This window comes from Bradyrhizobium sp. ma5, assembly GCF_042258955.1.
GTDB lineage: Bacteria > Pseudomonadota > Alphaproteobacteria > Rhizobiales > Xanthobacteraceae > Bradyrhizobium.
The window spans coordinates 2,848,669-2,866,208 of sequence record NZ_CP170156.1 but is presented as its reverse complement, the minus strand read 5'-3'; the positions used below and the strand labels follow the sequence as shown (position 1 = coordinate 2,866,208).

Genomic DNA, 17,540 nt, shown 5'->3' with positions numbered 1-17,540 from the left:
AGCGGCCGTCTCGAAGCACGACGGCCCGACTGTGGCCGTGCATCCTTCGAGACGCCGCTTCGCGGCTCCTCAGGATGATGGGTCTTACAGACCGCATCTCTCGATCTAAATCACCACCTCGCGCAACACCCTCCGGCAATCCATCTCGTATTCGAGATCGACCACCGGCGGGCGGCAGAAGTGCCAGGTCAGGCCCGAGCGCGTCGCGCCGCGGCGGACCAGTTCGTCGACGAGCACGGGATGGATGTCGTGCACGGTGTAGGCCTGCACCGCGGTCGTCTCCTGCCAGCCGAAGCTGAACTCCGCAAGACGGCGCTCCATCTCGCCGGTGGTGAAACGGACCTTCTCCCGCCACGCGCCGGGGCTGAGATCGCGGTAGCAAACGATGCGGTCGGGATAGCTGGCAGTGCCACTGCGGGCCTCGGCGCCGCCCGCGATCACGAAGGATGGCGACACGCTCGTGCTCGGCCGCGTGAACGAGAAGGCATGGAACGACGGCTCGGCCGGCGGATCGATCTCGGGACAGACATTGCTACGCGCCACCGGATTGATGGTGCCGTCGAACAGGCTCCATTCGGCGAGCGTCTTGACGTAGTGCTGGTTAAAGGCGCGGAAGCCGTCCTCGGTGAAAGCCGCCGGCGAACGCAATTCGCAGGCGCAGAACGCGGTCAGCGGCCGGCCGGCGTCCTTGATGTAGGCCGCAATGCGCGCAAAACCTTCCGCGAGCGGCACCAGGCGATCGAAGCGCACCCGCTCGATCTCATAGCCGGCGTTCGCCTGCGCACCGCTTGAATATTGGAACACGGCCGGAATGAACCGGTAATTGCCCGCCGCAAATTCGCTCGCCATGCCTGTTTCCTCCAGATCTTGTGTGGCGAGCATAGCGTTTTCGAGCGAAGTGGTCTTCCGGTTCGCGTGAAGAAAACGCGTCAAACCAAAGGGTCTTCGGCCCGCCCATCAGTGAAGGCTATCACGAGACAAAGAAAAGGCGGCAGTGGCTTTCGCCAAGTGCCGCCTTTCCTGCGAGCATGAGCTTGGAGGGCTCAGGTCGGTTTCAATGCGCCGTCGCGGGCATCGAGTTCGTAGTCGGCGATCTGCTTGGCGCGCTCGGACCGGGCCGCGGCCTGGTGGTCGGTCGCGATCACCGTGTAGACCATCGGCAGCACGAACAGCGTGAACAGCGTGCCGATCGTCATGCCGGTGACAACGACGAGCCCGATCGAGAAGCGGCTGGCAGCGCCGGCGCCCGAGGCGGTCAGCAGCGGCAACAGGCCGGTGACCATGGCCGCCGTCGTCATCAGGATCGGACGCAGACGAATCCGGGCCGCCATTTCGATCGCCGAGCGACGGTCCAGTCCCTCCTTGAGCTGCAGTTCGTTGGCGAACTCCACCATCAGGATGCCGTGCTTGGTGATCAGTCCGACCAGCGTCAGCAGGCCCACCTGGGTGTAGATGTTCATGGTGGCGACGCCGAAGAACAGCGGGATCAGGGCGCCGACGATCGCCATCGGCACGGAGATCATGATCACGAACGGATCGCGCAGGCTCTCGAACTGCGCCGCCAACACCAGGAAGATGATGATGATGGCGAACGCGAAGGTGACCAGCAACTGGTTGCCTTCATGGACGTACTGGCGGGAGTCGGCCAGGAAGTCGTAGCTGAAGCCCGACGGCAGCTTCTTGGCTTCGCCCTGCAGGAACTCCACCGCCTGGCCCATCGAGACGCCGGGCATCGGCACGGCCTGGAAGGTCGACGAATTGAGCTGGTTGTAGTGGGTCAGCGCGTTCGGATCGACGCCGGTCTCGACCGTCACCACGGTCGACAGCCGGACCAGCTGCCCGGTCGCGGTCGGGACGTAGTAGTTGTCGAATGATTCCGGCGCGAGCCGGCTGGCGCGCGGCACCTGCGGAATCACCTGATAGGAGCGTCCTTCGAGGTTGAAGCGGTTGACGTAGTTGCCGCCGAGCAGCGTCGCCAGCGCTCCGCCGATCGACTGCATGGTGATGCCGAGGTCGCTCGCCTTGGAGCGATCGACCTTCACGCGGACCACCGGCTGGTTGAAGTCGAGGTCGCTGTCGGAGACAATGAACAGGCCGCTCTTGCGCGCAGCGTCCTTCAGCTTGTTCATCTGGTCGAACACCTGCTGGAATCCGGCCGTCGACGAGATCACCATCTGCACCGGCAGACCGCCGGGTCCGCCGGGCAACGGCGGCAGGCTGAACGCGAACGCGCTGACGCCCTCGATCTTGGACAGCTCGGCCTGCACCAGCGGCTGCAGCGCCTGGGCCGAGCGCTTGCGCTCATCCCACGGCTTGAGCAGCATGCCGGCGAAGCCGCCCTGCGGACCGGTGATGCCGTTCAGGATGAACCGCAGGTCGGTCTCCGGGAACTTCTGGAACTCCTTGTCCATCTTGTCGCCGTAGAAATCGATGTAGTCGATGTTGGCGTATTTCGGCGCCTTGGTCACCGCGAACACGATGCCCTGGTCTTCCTGCGGCGCCAGCTCCTTCTGGATGTGCATGTAGAGGAAGCCGACCAGACCGAGGATGGTCACGGCGAACAGCGCCGTGATCGGGCGGTAGTCGAGCGAACGGTCGAGCTGGCGGCCATAGGCGCGCGTCAACGCGCCGAACACGCGATTGACCAGCCTGGCGAAACGCCCCTCTTCCGCGCTCTTCAGGAACACCGAGCACATCATCGGCGACAGCGTCAGCGCGATCACGCCCGACACGATCACCGAGCCGGCCAGCGTAAAGGCGAATTCGCGGAACAGCGTGCCGGTCACGCCGCCGAGGAAGCCGATCGGCGCGTACACCGCCGCGAGCGTGATCGTCATCGAGACGACCGGGCCCACGATCTCGCGTGCACCTTTCAGCGATGCCTGCACGGGTGGCAGGCCCTCCTCGAGATGTCGATGGATGTTCTCCACCACCACGATGGCGTCGTCGACCACGAGACCGATCGCCAGCACCATCGCCAGCAGCGTCAGCAGGTTGAAGCTGAAGCCTGCGGCCAGCATCAGGATGCAGACGCCGATCAGCGACAGCGGAATGGTGACGACGGGGATGATCACCGAGCGCAGCGACGCCAGGAACAGGAAGATGACGACGACGACGATCAAGACGGCTTCGGTGAGCGTCTTCTGGACCTCGTCGATCGACGATTGGATGAACTTGGTGGAGTCGTAAGCCACCTTCATCTTCATCGACGGCGGCAAATTGCGCTCGAGGTCGGGGAACAGCGCGCGCACACCCTTCACCAGGGTCAGCGGGTTGCCTTGCGGGGTCGCCTTGATGCCGATGAAGATCGCATGCTCGCCGTTGAAGGCGACGCTGGCGTCGGTCGACTGCGCCGCGAGCTCCACCGTCGCGATGTCCTCGATACGCACGAAGCCACCGTCCTTCGCCTTCACGATCATTCGCTTGAACTGATCGATGTTCTGAAGGTCGGTATTGGCCGAGACGTTGGAGACGATGAAGAAGCCCTTGGTCTGGCCGGCGGCCGCCTGGAAGTTGTTGGCGGCGATCGCAGCCGCAACGTCGTTGGGTGACACGCCGCGTCCGGCCATCCGGTTCGGATCGAGCCAGACGCGCATCGCAAAGGTCTGGCCGCCCAGGATGTCGGCCGAGGCGACGCCGTCGACCGTCGAGAGCACCGGCTGCACGACGCGGGTCAGATAGTCCGAGATCGCCGATCCGGTCAGCTCTTCGCTGGAGAAGCCGAGATACATCACGGCGATGGTGTCGCCGGTCGCCTTGCTCACGACCGGATCGAAGGCTTCCTTCGGGATCAGATATTTGACCGAATTGACCTTGGCGAGCACTTCGGTCAGCGCCTGGTTCGGATCGTGATTGAGCTTGACGTAGACCTGGATCGTCGAGGTGCCGAGCACCGAGTTCGACGTCATGTAGTCGACGCCTTCAGCCGAAGCGACGGCCTGCTCGATCGGCGTGGTGATGAAGCCGTTGATCAGCTCGGGCGACGCGCCGGGATATGACGTCGTGATCGTCACGACGGTATTCGACAGGTTCGGATATTGCCGGATCGGCAGCACCATCGCCGCGCGCAAGCCGATCAACAGGATCAGCAGGCTGACGACGACCGACAGCACCGGGCGCTTGATGAAAATATCAGTGAAGGCCATCGCCAACTCGATTCGTGTTGTCTGCCGGTTGCGGCAACATGTGGCGGAGGGCCAATCGGCCCTCCGAGTTCAGATGATGAAGATCAGTAGCGCGGCGGCTCGGCCGGAACCGGCGGCTGCGGATCGTTCGAGATCGCAACAGCCATGCCCGATTGCAGCTTGATCTGGCCGACGGCCACGACCCTGTCCCCGGCCTTCAGGCCCTTGAGGATTTGGACGCGGCCTTCGACACGGTTGCCCGTCTTCACGAAGGTGCGGTCCGCGGTCAGGCTGGTCTTGCCGTCCTCACCCTTCTTCTCGGTGATCAGGAACACCGAGTCGCCGTACAGCGTGTAGTCGACGGCGGTTTCGGGAATGGTCACGACCGGCGGCTTCTCGGGCAGCACGATCGTGGTGGTCGCGAACATGCCGGGCTTGAGGATGCTTTCCGGATTCTGGATCGTCGCCTGCACCCGGATGTTGCGGGTCTCGGTCGCGATCTGCGGCTCGATGGTGGTGATCTTGCCCTCGAAGGTGCGGCCCGGATAGGCATCGACCGCGACCCGCACGGCCTGGCCGACCTTGATCTGCGAGCTCTGCTTCTCGGTCACGGTCAGGTTGGCGTACAGCACCGACAGATCGGTGAGCGACACGATCTGCGTGCCCGCCGTCAGATACTGGCCGACTTCGACCTGGCGAACGCCGAGATCGCCTTCGAATGGTGCGCGCACCAGCTTCTGCGAGATCAGCGCTTCGGTCTTGGCGATGCCCGCCTTGGCCTGGTCGTAGGTCGCCTGCGCCGTATCAACGGTCGACTGCGGCCCGAACTGGCGCGACGCAAGCTGCTTGGCGCGGTCGAGCTGCTGCTCACCCACGGTCGCCTGCGCCTTGAAGCTGGCGAGGTCGCCCTGCTCCGGCGCGTCGAACAGCTGCACCAGCGGCGTGCCCGCCTTCACATGGCTACCGGCGGTGAAATGGATCTCGGTGATGCGGCCCGGCACGTCGGTCGTGACATTGACCTGGTGCACGGCGACGAGATCGCCGACGGCGGTCAGCAGATTCGGAATCACCTCGGTCTTCGCCTCGGCGACCGAGACGTTCGACGGCGGCGGCTTATTGTTAGCGAAGAACTGCGCGATCATGTGGCTGCGGAAGGCGTTGAAGCCGACCAGCGCGCCGACCAGCAGCGCCAGCAACAATCCCACGATGATGAACCAACGCACCAGGCGGACGGGACGCTTGGCTTGCTTCTCCTTGAGCGGTTGCCCCGAGATGTGGCTTTCGGTCTGGATATTCATATCATGCACTTTCTGCAGTTACCGACGGTCCTGCGCTCGGCGACGGCTGGCGGCCCAAATGAGTTGAAATTGCGGCTTCGGTAAGTCCGATGCCGCGAAGAATGAACTGGCAAAGCTGCCGCTCGGCCGCAGCGGCATCCCCATAGGGGAGACAAGGTGTCGCAGGCAGCTGCGTCAGTGCGCCCATAAGCACGGTATGGTGCGCAAACCAGAACAGGTTGAGCGGCTCGTCACCGATCCGCGTCGCTTCGCCGGCGGCGATCGCACGCTCAAGCGAGGCAGCGAAGGTCGGACCGATCAGCTTGCCGACCTTGTCGTAGAGCAGGCGCGCAAACTCGCCGTCGTCGAGATGGCTCGTCACCATCAGCCGCATCCGCTGCGCCTCTTCCTGGTCCGGCGCGTCGCGCAGCTGCATGAAGTGGCCGACCATGCCCTGCACCAGCTCGATCAGCGTCGCGGTGGAGGGCTCCTGGCCGAGCAGATGCGCGAGATCGGGATCCGCCTCGCACTCTTCGGCAAGGATTTCGGCGTAGAGCGCCGCCTTCGACGGGAAGTGCTTGAACAGCAGCCCTTCCGAAATGGCAGCCGCGGCCGCCACGCTCTTTGTCGTGGTGCCGGCAAAGCCGTTGCGGGCGAAACACCGCTTGGCAGCGCTCAGGATCAACTGACGCCGCAAGTCACTCGTCATGCGTAAGGTAGACATTTGGGTCGTGAGTAATCACTCACTTTACCAAAAGTCAAGGTTCTATTGCACCGCGAAAGTCACTTTATATCGGAGTGTGTCCGATCGACCCTCTGATGCGGTTGACGATGTAAGTGCCGTCGCGGCTGGACAGCACGCGCTCCAGATTGGCGCCGTCAATCTTCGCGCTGGCGAACCGTGGCCCTGCCGTAACATCTTGCAAAGACGACGCAAAAGCCTCCACCTCAGCCATCGTGCTGATCGAGCGGCTATCTCCGATTCCGCAGGCTTTGGCAACACCCACGAGATCGGCGGGCCCGCCGGTATGGCTGGTCTGGCCGCCGGTCTCGCCATAGGCCTCGTTGTCGAGCACGATGATCGAGAGGTTTTTCGGCTGCTGCCATGCGACGGTTGCGAGGCTGCCCATGCCCATCAGCATCTCGCCGTCGCCGGTGATCACGACCACCGGCAGCGTCGGCTGGGCCAGCGCGAGACCAAGCCCGATCATCACGGCGCCGCCCATGCCGCCCCAGAGATAGAAATTGCGGTCGTGGTCGCCGGCGGCGGCGATGTCATAGGTGGAGGCACCGAGGCCGCCGACGGCGAAGGCGCCCTTGCGATCCCTCAGCAGTTCGGCAACCACCGCGCGGCGGTCGAGGAGATTGGCTTTGCTCATTTGGTGAAGACCTTTGCCCCGATCAGGCGCTGCGACAGCAGCACGGCGGTTGGCGTGCAGGCGTTGTAGGCTTGCGCCGCACCGGCTTCGACGACCTCGCGCACCTCGTCCGGACGCGAGGCGCGCAGCACCTTGACCCCCGCCAATTCGAGAATCCCTTGCGTGTTCGAGCCCATCGGCACCTGCCAGGGATTGAACTCGCCCCATTCGCCGCGCATCGTCACCAGCGTGAGGAACGGCAAGCGGAAGATCTGCACCAGCGACAGCATGTTGATGCAATTGCCGACCCCACTCGACTGCATCAGCAGCACGCCGCGCTGGCCGCCGGCCCAGGCGCCCGCGAGCAGCGCCACGCCCTCCTCCTCGGTGGTCAGCGCAATGCCGCGCATCGCGGACGATCCCAGCACGCGCTCGATCAGCTCGGAATGCCCGGCGTCCGGCACGTAGGGCACCTGACGCACCTCGAAGCGCTGCAGAATCGAAAAGATCTCCTCGGGCCAGGAGGCGGCGGTGTCGGCACGGGCATGCATCGGCGTTTCCGGTCTTGATTATTTGGCCGCGACTGTAGAGGGGCGCGCGCGCTTCATCAAAGCGCAATACCGCATATGGCTCTGCGATTTGCTCGCATCGCGCGGCGCGCAGCAGGCTGTTCCCGGTTGCTGTAAATGATGTTGCGCGGCCGCCGCCTGCGGCTTACGATAGTTGCAAATGAAACCAATTGAGCTGGATCGCCATGAACGGGCACGCGCGAGAGCTGGCTGACGGCTTCGATCTGGAAAAGCTGACGGCGGACTTCTACGCGGATCCCTACCCGACCTATCGCGCGCTGCGCGAGCACGCGCCGGTCAAGCGGCTGCCGAACGGCTGCTATTTCCTCACCCGCTACGACGACCTCATCGCCGCCTACAAGAACACCAAGACCTTCTCCTCTGACAAGAAGAAGGAGTTCTTGCCGAAATACGGCAACTCGCTGCTCTACGAGCACCATACGACGAGCCTCGTCTTCAACGACCCGCCGGCGCACACCCGCGTGCGGCGCCTGATCATGGGCGCCTTGTCGCCGCGGGCGATCGCCGGCATGGAGCCGGACCTGATCGCGCTGGTCGACAGCCTGCTCGACCGCATCGCCACGAAAGACCGCTTCGAGCTGATCGGCGACTTCGCCTCCGCAATCCCGGTCGAGGTGATCGGCAATCTGCTCGACGTGCCGCACGACGAGCGCGAGCCGCTGCGCGACTGGTCGCTGGCGATTTTGGGTGCGCTGGAGCCTGTGATCGCCAAGGACGCATTCGACCGCGGCAACGACGCAGTGAAGGATTTCCTCGCCTATCTCGAAACCCTGGTCGAACGCCGCCGCGCCAAGCCGGGCAATCCCGAGCGCGATGTGCTGACGCGGTTGATCCGAGGAGAAGGTAATGGTGAGGACAATGGCGAGCGGTTGACCGCGAAGGAATTGCTGCACAATTGCATCTTCCTGCTCAACGCCGGCCACGAGACCACGACCAACCTGATCGGCAACGGGCTGGTGACGCTCACCCAATATCCCGAAGAGAAGCAGCGGCTGATCGCGCAGCCCGAGCTGATCAAGACCGCAGTCGAGGAGATGCTGCGCTACGAAAGCTCGAACCAGCTCGGCAACCGGATGATCGTGGAGGAGACCGAGCTCGGCGGCATCAAGATGCCCCCCGGCACGCTGGTCACGCTGTGCATCGGCGCTGCCAACCGCGACCCCGCGCAATTCCCCAACGCTGAAGGCTTCGACGTCGCACGCACGCCGAACCGCCACCTTGCCTTCGGCACCGGCGCGCATCAATGCGCCGGCATGGCGCTGGCGCGCCTCGAAGGCGCCATCGCGATCTCGCGCTTCCTTAAGCGCTTCCCGAACTATGCACTCGACGGCGAGCCGGTGCGCGGCGGCCGGGTACGCTTCCGCGGCTTCCTCAGCGTGCCATGCCGGCGCGGCGCGTGATCCGATGAGCATAGAGCAATTGCGCAAGCGCTGGGGCGATTCGCTGCTGACGGTGCTGACCGTGCTGCTCGTGATCATGATGTTCGTGGTGGCGCCGCTGCAGGCGCTCGGCCTGTTCGAGTTTCAGGTGTTCGAGCTGTTGCTCGCCATCTTCCTGGTCGGCGGCGTGTTCGTGATGTCGGGCAGCGCGATCGCCGTCGTCACCATGCTGATCGCGCTGGCGATGATCGTGACCGGCGCGATCCTGCGCTTGCGCTCGCCCTCGATCCTCGACCTCAATCTGTTCGCGGGCTCCTGGCTGCTGGTCGGCATCACGATGGCGGTGACGGTCGCACGCGCGACCTTCGCGCCCGGACGCGTCACCTATCACCGGGTGATCGGCGCGGTCCTGCTCTACCTCACGGTGGCGGTGATCTTCGCCGCGCTCTACACCTTCATCGGCACGCTGGTGCCGGATGCGTTTGCCGGCATGAAGGTCGAGGACCGCCCGTCGCTCGCGAGCCAGCTGATCTATTTCTCCTTCGCCACGCTCACGACAACCGGCTATGGCGACGTCGCGCCGCTGCATCCGCTTGCGCGCAGCCTCTGCAATGTCGAGGCGATCTTCGGCCAGCTGTACCCGGCGACACTGCTCGCCCGGCTCGTCACGCTCGAGATCGCACACCGCGATCAGGATTCGTAGCGCAGCGCCACCGGGATGGACCGAATTTGGTCCACAGCAATCCTTTAAGCCGCGCGGGCCGATACCCAAATCAGTGATAATGTGCAGGACGGCATCCTTGGTGCCGACATCACTGGAGTGACGAAACATGCGTCCGCCAGTCACCGATTTCATCGCAAGGGAAGCGCAGTTCGGCGCCCAGAACTACGCGCCGCTCGGCGTCGTGCTGTCGCGCGGCGAAGGCGTCTGGGTTTGGGATACCGATGGCAAGCGCTACCTCGATTGCCTGTCCGCCTATTCGGCGGTCAATCAGGGCCACTGCCATCCAAAGATCCTTGCCGCCATGGTGGAGCAGGCCGGCCGGCTGACGCTGACCTCGCGGGCCTTCCACAACGATCAGCTCGCCCCGTTCTACGAGGAACTCGCCGAGCTGACCGGATCGCACAAGGTGCTGCCGATGAACAGCGGCGCGGAGGCGGTGGAAAGCGCAATCAAGTCGGTGCGCAAATGGGGCTACGAGGTCAAGGGCGTGCCTGACGGCAAGGCCGAGATCATCGTCTGTGCCGACAATTTCCACGGGCGCACGCTTGCGATTGTCGGCTTCAGCACCGACCCGGACACACGCGCGCATTTCGGGCCGTTCGCGCCGGGCTTCAAGATCATTCCGTTCGGCGACGCCAGGGCGCTGGAGGATGCGATCACGCCGAACACCGTTGCCTTCCTGGTCGAGCCGATCCAGGGGGAGGCCGGCGTTGTCATTCCGCCTGCGGGCTATTTCGCTGAAGTCCGCGCGCTCTGCACCCGCAACAACATCATGCTGATCCTCGACGAGATCCAGACCGGTCTCGGCCGCACCGGCAAGCTGCTCGCGGAACAGCACGAAGGCATCGAGGCCGACGTGACGCTGCTCGGCAAGGCGCTGTCCGGCGGCTTCTATCCGGTCTCGGCGGTGCTTTCCAACAACGAGGTGCTCGGCACGCTGAAGCCCGGCCAGCACGGCTCGACCTTCGGCGGCAATCCGCTCGCCTGCGCGATCGCACGCGCGGCGCTGCGCGCGCTCGTCGACGAAGGCATGATCGAGAACGCGGCCATCGAAGGCGCACGCTTCCTCGCCGGCTTGCGCGGCATCCGCGCCAACACGGTTCGCGAAGTACGTGGACGCGGGCTGATGCTCGCGGTCGAGCTTCACCCCGAGGCTGGTCCCGCCCGCCGCTATTGCGAGCTGCTGCGCGAGAAGGGCATCCTCGCCAAGGACACCCATGACCACACCATCCGGATCGCCCCGCCGCTGGTGATTACGCCCGATCAGGTCGATTGGGCGCTGGAGCAGATCGGCCCCGCGCTGACGCAGGACCTTTCATGACGGCGAGATAGCGGGCGGCTACCTGAACCGCAGGTTTGCGCGGGAGAGCTGGCTGATCGAGGAACACCCCATCAGCCGCATGTCCCGCACCAGCTCCGCCTGCAGCAGACCAAGTGCCCGCTCGACTCCGGCCTGGCCGGCCGACGCCAGCGGATAGAGATAGAAGCGTCCGAGGCCGACGGCCTTGGCACCCAGCGACAGCGCCTTCAGCACATGGCTGCCCCGTTTGATACCGCCGTCCATCATCACATCGATCCGGTCGCCCACGGCATCGACGATCTCGGCCAGCTGATCGAACGCGGCCCGCGAGCCATCGAGCTGCCGGCCGCCGTGATTGGACAGGATGATGCCGGTGCAGCCGATCTCAACCGCACGCTTGGCATCATCAACCGACATGACGCCCTTCAAACAGAACTGGCCGTTCCACTGCCGGACCATTTGCGCGACGTCGTCCCATGTCATGGCGGGATCGAGCATTTCGGTGAAATAGCGCCCGATCGACATCGCACCGCCGCTCATATCGACATGCTCGTCGAGCTGCGGCAGCTTGAAGCTCTCATGCGTGACGTAGTTGATGGCCCAGGCCGGCTTGATGGCGAATTGCAGCATGCCGCCGAGCGTGAGCCTGAACGGAATTGAAAACCCGGTCCGCAGGTCGCGCTCGCGGTTGCCGCCGGTGATGCTGTCGACCGTCAACATCATCACGTTGACGCCGGCCTGCTTGGCGCGCTGCATCATCGCCGTGTTCAGGCCCCGATCCCGGTGGAAATAGAACTGATAGACCTGCGGCGTAGCGTAGGCCTTGCGCAATTCCTCCAGGCTCACGGTCCCGAGCGAGGACACGCCGAACATCGTTCCGTATTTCGCCGCGGCAGCGGCGACGGCCCGTTCGCCCTGATGATGAAACAGGCGCTGCAGCGCGGTTGGCGAACAATAGAACGGCGTCGCCAGCTTCTGGCCCATTACGGTGACCGAGAGATCGACGTTCTCCACGCCGCGCAGGACATTGGGCACCAGATCGCAACGCTCGAAGCTCGCGGTATTCTGCCGAAGCGTCGCCTCATCATCCGCCCCGCCATCGATATAGTCGAAGATCGGCCCCGGAAGGCGGCGCCTTGCCAGTTCGCGGAAGTCATGGAAATTGTGGCAATCGCTCAAACGCATGTCGTGCTCCGAAGGTCCGGACCGCGGAGTTCAACGGCCCCCAGTGCCGTTCACACCACAGCATTCGGAATAACGGGCACGCCTCGCCTTGTCCACCGAACTGGTCGTTGGGTCAGGCCACCGTCCGATGCCGCTCGATGCAGGTCCGCAGCACGTCGTCCAAGGGCCGGCTCCACCAGTCATTCGAGAAAATCTCGATCTCCGAATAGCCGGCAAAGCCCTGCGCTTCGACCATTGCGCGCACCGATCTGATGTCGATGACGCCGTCACCCATCATGCCGCGGTCGTTGAGGATGTCCCTGGTCGGCACCAGCCAGTCGCAGACGTGGAACGCGAGCAGCCGGTCCTTGCCGGCGCGCGCGATCTGGCTCTTCAGTTCGGGGTCCCACCAGATGTGATAGACGTCGAGCGCGACCCCGATCGTGCCGGTGCGGCCGGGATCGAGCGCGTCGCAGATGTCGAGCGCATGTTTCGTGGTGTTTACACAGGCGCGATCGGCCGCATAGGCCGGATGCAACGGTTCGATCGCAAGCGGCAGCTTTGCCTGTTTTGCATACTCCAGCATCTCGGCGATGCCGTCATGCACCTGCGACCGGGCCGTCGCGATATCCTTGGACGCCGCGCTGCCCGGCCGCGAATATTGCGGCAGGCCGCCGGCGACGAGCACGATGCAGGACGCGCCGAGCGCCGCCGCCTCGTCGACCGCGCGGTGATTGTCGTCGCGCGCCTCGCTGCGATGCGCGCTGTCAGCCGTGAACATGCCGCCGCGGCAATAGCCCGAGAGATCGAGGCCGGCGTCCTTCACCGCGCGCACGGCACGGTCGAGGCCCACGCCGGCGACCTGGTCGCGCCAGGGATCGATCGCGCGGATGCCGTGGCGCGCGCAGGCCTCGATGATGGCCGTGAGATCGCCCTGCTTGCGGACGGTCGCCGTGTTCAGCGACAGCCAGCGGTGATCGTTGGAAAAATCGCGCATCAGGCGTCGATACCACGGGTGGCCATGATCGCCGCCATTCGGCGCGTAGCTAGCTCCGGATTGGCGAGCAGCCCCGCCTGGTCAGCGAGCCGGAACAGCTCGGCAAGATGCAGGGTCGAGCGCGCGCTCTCCTGTCCGCCGACCATCGTGAACTGATCCTGGTGCCCGTTGAGATAGGCCATGAACACGATGCCGGTCTTGTAGAAGCGAGTGGGCGCCTTGAAGATGTGGCGCGACAGCGGCACGGTTGGCCCAAGCACGTCGCGGAAGCCGGCCTCGTCGCCCGCAGCCAGCCGCGACAGCGCATAAGACGCAGCGGGCGCGATCGCATCGAAGATGCCGAGTAGTGCGTGGGAGAAGCCCTTGTCGTCGCCGGCGATCAGCTCCGCATAGTTGAAGTCGTCGCCGGTGTACATCTTGACGCGCGGGTCGAGCCGCCGCCGCATGTCGATCTCGCGCTGCTTGTCGAGCAGCGAGACCTTGACGCCATCGACCTTGGCGGCATTGGCGTTGATGATCGCAACCGCAATGTCCATCGCCTTGTCGAGGTCGGCCGTGCCCCAGTAGCCTGACAGAGCCGGATCGAACATGTCGCCGAGCCAGTGGATGATCACGGGCTCGCGGACTTGCGACAGCACGCGGTCATAAACCTTCGCGTAATCGTCCGCATTCCTGCCGAGCTTTGCCAGCGCGCGCGAGGCCATCAGGATGATGCGGCCGCCGGCCTTCTCCACAGCAGTGATCTGCTCCTCATAGGCGTGGATCACATCATCGATCGACCTGGCGTCCTCCACCGCGAGATGATCGGTGCCGGCGCCCGAGAACACCAGCGCATTACCCCTGGCCTTCGCGGCCTTCACCGAACGCTGGATCAATTCGAGCGAAGTCGCCCAATCGAGGCCCATGCCGCGCTGCGCAGTGTCCATGGCCTCGGCAACGCCAAGGCCGAGGTCCCAGACGTGCTCGCGGAACGCGATCGTCTTGTCCCAGTCGATCGCGGCCGTCAGCCAGGGATCGACGTCGGCGCGCGGATCAGCGACCACATGGGCGGCCGAGAACGCGACGCGATTCAGCGTGCCCTCGAGCTTCGCCGGAAAGGTCCGCGACGCCGCTAGGCGATAGGTCTCGAGGCCGCCGCCATCGGTCGGCAGCTTCAGCGACAACGACGACATCGGCAAGATCGGCTTGTTCATGACAAAGTCCTCTTTCAGACGACGATCGGCGCGACGTCGATCCAGCACCGCTCCTTCCAGCTCTTCAGCGCGCATTCGGCGAGTTGCACGCCCTTGGCGCCCTCGAGCAGCGTGTATTTGTAGGGCGCATCCTCGCAGACGTGGCGGATGAACATCTCCCATTGCTCCTTGAAGCCGTTGTCGTAGACGACGTTCTCAGGGAGCTTCTGCCAGTCGGCATAGAAATCGTGCATGCGCTTCTCGTCCGGATTCCACACCGGCCGCGGCGTCGCCTGGCGCGCCTGGATCACGCAGTCGGTCAGGCCCGCCACCGCCGAACCGTGGGTGCCGTCGACCTGGAAGGTGACGAGGTCGTCGCGGTAGACCCGCGTCACCCAGCTCATGTTGATATGCGCGATCACGCCGCCCTTCAGCTTGAAGGTGGCGTAAGCGGAATCGTCGGCCGTCGCCTGGTACTGCTTGCCCTTCTCGTCGTAGCGCTCGGGTATATCGGTCGACCCGATGCAGACCACGCTCTCGACCTCGCCGAACAGATTGTCGAGCACGTAGCGCCAGTGGCAGACCATATCCAGGATGATACCGCCGCCATCCTCGGCGCGGTAGTTCCAGGACGGTCGCTGCGCCTCCTGCCAGCCGCCCTCGAACACCCAATAGCCGAATTCGCCACGCACCGAGAGCATGCGACCGAAGAAGCCGGAGTCGCGCAGGAAGGCGAGCTTCTTCAGGCCCGGCAGGAACAGCTTGTCCTGCACCGTGCCGTGCTTCAATCCCTTGGCATTGGCGAGCTTCACGACCGCAACGGCTTCCTCTAGATTGGTCGCGATCGGTTTCTCGCAATAGACATGCTTGCCGGCGTTGATCGCCTTGGTCAGCAGCGAGGGCCGCGCCTGCGTGGTCGCGGCATCGAAGAACACGGTGTCATTCTTGTCGGCGAGTGCGCAATCGAGATCGGTGGTGTGGCGCTCGATGTTGTAGCGCTTGGCCAGGCTAGCGACCTTCTCGGCATCGCGGCCGACCAGGATCGGATCGGGCATGATGCGGTCGCCATTCGCGAGCAGCACGCCGCCCTGCTCGCGGATCGCGACGATCGAGCGGATCAGATGCTGGTTGAGACCCATCCGGCCCGTAATGCCGTTCATGATCAGGCCGAGGCGTTTGGTCGTCATACTGTCTGCTCCTGCGAAACGCGTGGTGTTGGCCGCTTCAGCGGCTGCATGGTGGACCAGTCCGGATGGACGAAACTGGCAAAGCCCGGCGCCGCGGCGATCGATCCTGTCAGCAGATCGCCGTCATGGATCGCAAGGCGGACCTTGCCGCCGGCGCGCGCGTAGAGATCGGGATGTGCAGTGAGAAAGGCATCGGCCTCATCGGCCGGGGTGTCAGCAAAGCCGTCGACGTAATGGTGGCCGTTGCGTTCGGCATGGGTGACGCCGATCAGCGCTCCGAGCCCGAGATCCTGCTGCACGCCGAGCCCGGCCTGACAGGTCAGGTCCTCGCCGCTGATGAAAAACGGGCCGCCATCGACGCTCCACGCCGCCGCGCGGGTCGCATTGATGATCGACTTGTAGATGCCCTTGCACGATTTCGAGGAGATGCCGCGATAGCCGAGCGCCCGCGCCTGCGGGAATGCATCGTAGCAATCGTCGGCCTCGTCGATGATGAAGTTCCGCGCCGCCAATCCGCCGAGCGGCGAAGCCTTGGTGATATCGCGCGGCATCGGCTGCTCGATATAGAGCAGGTTTGCCGCGATCGGCTTAAGCGCCGCGTCATGGTCGAGCCGGTCGACCAGCGCGTTCAGAGCCGCCAGGTCGGCATACTGCTCGTTGGCGTCGAGCGTGACCCGGCTGGCGTAAGGCAGCCTTGTGAGCTCGCTGCCGATCCGCGCCAGCCGCGCCGCGTCATGGGCGGGATCGCCGTTGAGCTTGAGCTTGAAATAGCGCGCTCCGGCGTTCTCGCCTGCGTCGGCGACGCCGCCCTCGCCTTCAACCGTGTCGTCCATCCCGACCGTATGCCTGACGGCCACGCGGTCGATCCGCTTGCGTGTTGAAAGGAATCGCGCGATGGCAGCGTCGTCGATATCCGGCGTCAGCCGCGCGTCGATTTCGGCGATATTGCCGGTCATGCCGTCGAAGAAGTTGACACCCACCGCGCGCAGCAATCCATCGAGGATCGCCTTGTCGATCTCGGCAGGGCCAAAGCCTGCGGCGAGCGGCGGAATATCCTCCGCAGCGCAGGCGGCGGCAACCTGCGGGCCGATACAGCTGGCATGCAGGCCGAACGCGGTCTCGAAACTCCGGTTCGCCAGATAGAGCTCGCGTGCAATCGCAAGCGAGCGGCGCAGGCCGTCGAGCGACTGCGCCTCCGTCAGATGTGGCCGCTTGTCGAACCATTTCGGCGCCAGCATTTCGGCGCTGGCGCCGGTCGCGCGCCCGTTGCCCTCCACCTCGATCTCGACCCGCACGAACAGCTGCGTCGACGCGGTGATCGTCACCGCGCCGAAACGGAACGGCCGCGCGAACACCAGCGGTCGTTCGAAGAAGGCGATATCGTTGACTTTGAGGCGAAGCGGCATTGAAGGCTCGGGTGTTAGTCCAGCGACCCCTGCGTGAAGAAATGCTTCCGGATCCGCTGCACCAGCTCGGTGAAGACAGGATCGGACATGGTCTCGAGCGAGCGCGGCCGCGGCATCGGCACGTCGTAGATCGCGGCGATCGCGCCGGGCCGCTCGGTCATCACGAGCACGCGGTCGGCGAGGAACACGGCTTCCGGGATCGAGTGCGTGATCAGCAGCACCGTCTTGCCGGTCTCGCGCTGGATCCGCATCAACTCGACATTCATCCGCTCGCGCGTCATGGCGTCGAGCGCGCCGAACGGCTCGTCCATCAGCATGATCTTGGGATCGTGGACCAGCGCGCGGCAGATCGAGGCGCGCTGCTGCATGCCGCCTGACAGCTGCCACGGCAGCTTCTTCTCGAAACCCTCGAGCCCGACCAGCTTCAGCAGCGCCTTGGCGCGGGCGAGATATTTGTCCCGGGCGAGCTGCTTCATGTCGATCGGCAGCATCACGTTGGAGAGGATGTTGCGCCACGGCAGCAGCAGCGCGTTCTGGAACACGATGCCGACATTGCCGTGCGGCTTGGTCACCGGCTCGCCGTCGACCAGCACCTCGCCGGTCGTCGGCGGCAGCAGGCCCGAGATCATCTTGAGCAGCGTGGACTTGCCGCAGCCGGAGGGCCCGACCACGACAAAGAACTCGCCGTCATTGATGGTGAAGTCGAGCGGCCGCAGCGACGGCACGTCTCCGTCGCGCGACCGGTAGGTCTTCGATACGCCTGAGAGCTTGATGCCAGGCGCAGCGCCGGCCGCGCGGTCGGACACCAAGCGCAGATGGGCGGCGGGCTGCTCGGCAGCGCTCTTGATTGCCGATTTCATGG

The 17,540-nt window shown here is 64.6% G+C and carries 15 protein-coding genes; 3 read left to right on the top strand and 12 right to left on the bottom strand.

Annotated elements, in window-relative coordinates; all coding sequences use genetic code 11:
* Positions 1 to 105: 105 nt before the first annotated feature.
* The 6 genes from ACE103_RS13170 to ACE103_RS13145 all read right to left on the bottom strand — a co-directional run bounded on the left by ACE103_RS13170 (position 106) and on the right by ACE103_RS13145 (position 7,310).
* Complete coding sequence (locus ACE103_RS13170) at positions 106 to 849, bottom strand: hypothetical protein (RefSeq protein WP_375779766.1); 744 nt, start codon at positions 847 to 849, stop codon at positions 106 to 108.
* Between the two features lie 194 nt (positions 850 to 1,043).
* The gene (locus ACE103_RS13165; RefSeq protein WP_223968058.1) at positions 1,044 to 4,145 is read right to left on the bottom strand and encodes a multidrug efflux RND transporter permease subunit; all 3,102 of its coding nucleotides are present in this window, start codon (positions 4,143 to 4,145) and stop codon (positions 1,044 to 1,046) included.
* Positions 4,146 to 4,228: 83 nt separating this feature from the next.
* The gene (locus tag ACE103_RS13160; RefSeq protein WP_223968059.1) at positions 4,229 to 5,422 is read right to left on the bottom strand and encodes an efflux RND transporter periplasmic adaptor subunit; all 1,194 of its coding nucleotides are present in this window, start codon (positions 5,420 to 5,422) and stop codon (positions 4,229 to 4,231) included.
* A 1-nt stretch (position 5,423) separates the two neighbouring features.
* Positions 5,424 to 6,125, bottom strand: a complete 702-nt coding sequence (locus tag ACE103_RS13155; RefSeq protein WP_173641598.1) for a TetR/AcrR family transcriptional regulator — start codon at positions 6,123 to 6,125, stop codon at positions 5,424 to 5,426.
* Positions 6,126 to 6,189: 64 nt separating this feature from the next.
* A complete protein-coding gene (locus ACE103_RS13150; RefSeq protein ID WP_375779765.1) occupies positions 6,190 to 6,780 on the bottom strand; it encodes a thiamine pyrophosphate-dependent enzyme in 591 nt (196 codons plus the stop codon).
* Positions 6,777 to 7,310, bottom strand: a complete 534-nt coding sequence (locus ACE103_RS13145; RefSeq protein ID WP_375779764.1) for a phosphonopyruvate decarboxylase — start codon at positions 7,308 to 7,310, stop codon at positions 6,777 to 6,779. The genes ACE103_RS13150 and ACE103_RS13145 overlap by 4 nt, the downstream gene beginning before the upstream one ends.
* 203 nt (positions 7,311 to 7,513) lie before the next feature.
* On the opposite strand from ACE103_RS13145, the gene ACE103_RS13140 reads away from it, so the two are divergent.
* The 3 genes from ACE103_RS13140 (at position 7,514) to rocD (ending at position 10,773) form a co-directional block, all read left to right on the top strand.
* The gene (locus ACE103_RS13140; RefSeq protein WP_375781101.1) at positions 7,514 to 8,749 is read left to right on the top strand and encodes a cytochrome P450; all 1,236 of its coding nucleotides are present in this window, start codon (positions 7,514 to 7,516) and stop codon (positions 8,747 to 8,749) included.
* 4 nt (positions 8,750 to 8,753) lie between these two features.
* Entirely contained in the window at positions 8,754 to 9,431 is a 678-nt protein-coding gene (locus ACE103_RS13135) for a potassium channel family protein (protein WP_223968062.1), read from the top strand.
* Between the two features lie 127 nt (positions 9,432 to 9,558).
* Complete coding sequence (gene rocD, locus ACE103_RS13130) at positions 9,559 to 10,773, top strand: ornithine--oxo-acid transaminase (RefSeq protein ID WP_375779763.1); 1,215 nt, start codon at positions 9,559 to 9,561, stop codon at positions 10,771 to 10,773.
* An 18-nt stretch (positions 10,774 to 10,791) separates the two neighbouring features.
* Here rocD and ACE103_RS13125 read toward each other — a convergent pair whose 3' ends face one another.
* The 6 genes from ACE103_RS13125 to ACE103_RS13100 all read right to left on the bottom strand — a co-directional run bounded on the left by ACE103_RS13125 (position 10,792) and on the right by ACE103_RS13100 (position 17,538).
* Positions 10,792 to 11,937, bottom strand: a complete 1,146-nt coding sequence (locus ACE103_RS13125) for an alpha-hydroxy acid oxidase (RefSeq protein WP_375779762.1) — start codon at positions 11,935 to 11,937, stop codon at positions 10,792 to 10,794.
* Between the two features lie 112 nt (positions 11,938 to 12,049).
* Positions 12,050 to 12,913, bottom strand: a complete 864-nt coding sequence (locus tag ACE103_RS13120) for a sugar phosphate isomerase/epimerase family protein (protein WP_375779761.1) — start codon at positions 12,911 to 12,913, stop codon at positions 12,050 to 12,052.
* The gene (locus tag ACE103_RS13115) at positions 12,913 to 14,106 is read right to left on the bottom strand and encodes a dihydrodipicolinate synthase family protein (RefSeq protein WP_375779760.1); all 1,194 of its coding nucleotides are present in this window, start codon (positions 14,104 to 14,106) and stop codon (positions 12,913 to 12,915) included. The genes ACE103_RS13120 and ACE103_RS13115 overlap by 1 nt, the downstream gene beginning before the upstream one ends.
* A gap of 14 nt (positions 14,107 to 14,120) precedes the next feature.
* Positions 14,121 to 15,272, bottom strand: a complete 1,152-nt coding sequence (locus ACE103_RS13110; RefSeq protein ID WP_375779759.1) for a Gfo/Idh/MocA family protein — start codon at positions 15,270 to 15,272, stop codon at positions 14,121 to 14,123.
* Positions 15,269 to 16,678 (bottom strand): hypothetical protein, encoded by a 1,410-nt coding sequence (locus ACE103_RS13105; protein WP_375779758.1) that lies wholly within the window; start codon positions 16,676 to 16,678, stop codon positions 15,269 to 15,271. Before ACE103_RS13105 ends, ACE103_RS13110 begins: the two co-directional genes overlap by 4 nt.
* A gap of 14 nt (positions 16,679 to 16,692) precedes the next feature.
* Positions 16,693 to 17,538 (bottom strand): ABC transporter ATP-binding protein, encoded by an 846-nt coding sequence (locus ACE103_RS13100; RefSeq protein ID WP_223968069.1) that lies wholly within the window; start codon positions 17,536 to 17,538, stop codon positions 16,693 to 16,695.
* Between the last annotated feature and the right edge of the window lie 2 nt (positions 17,539 to 17,540).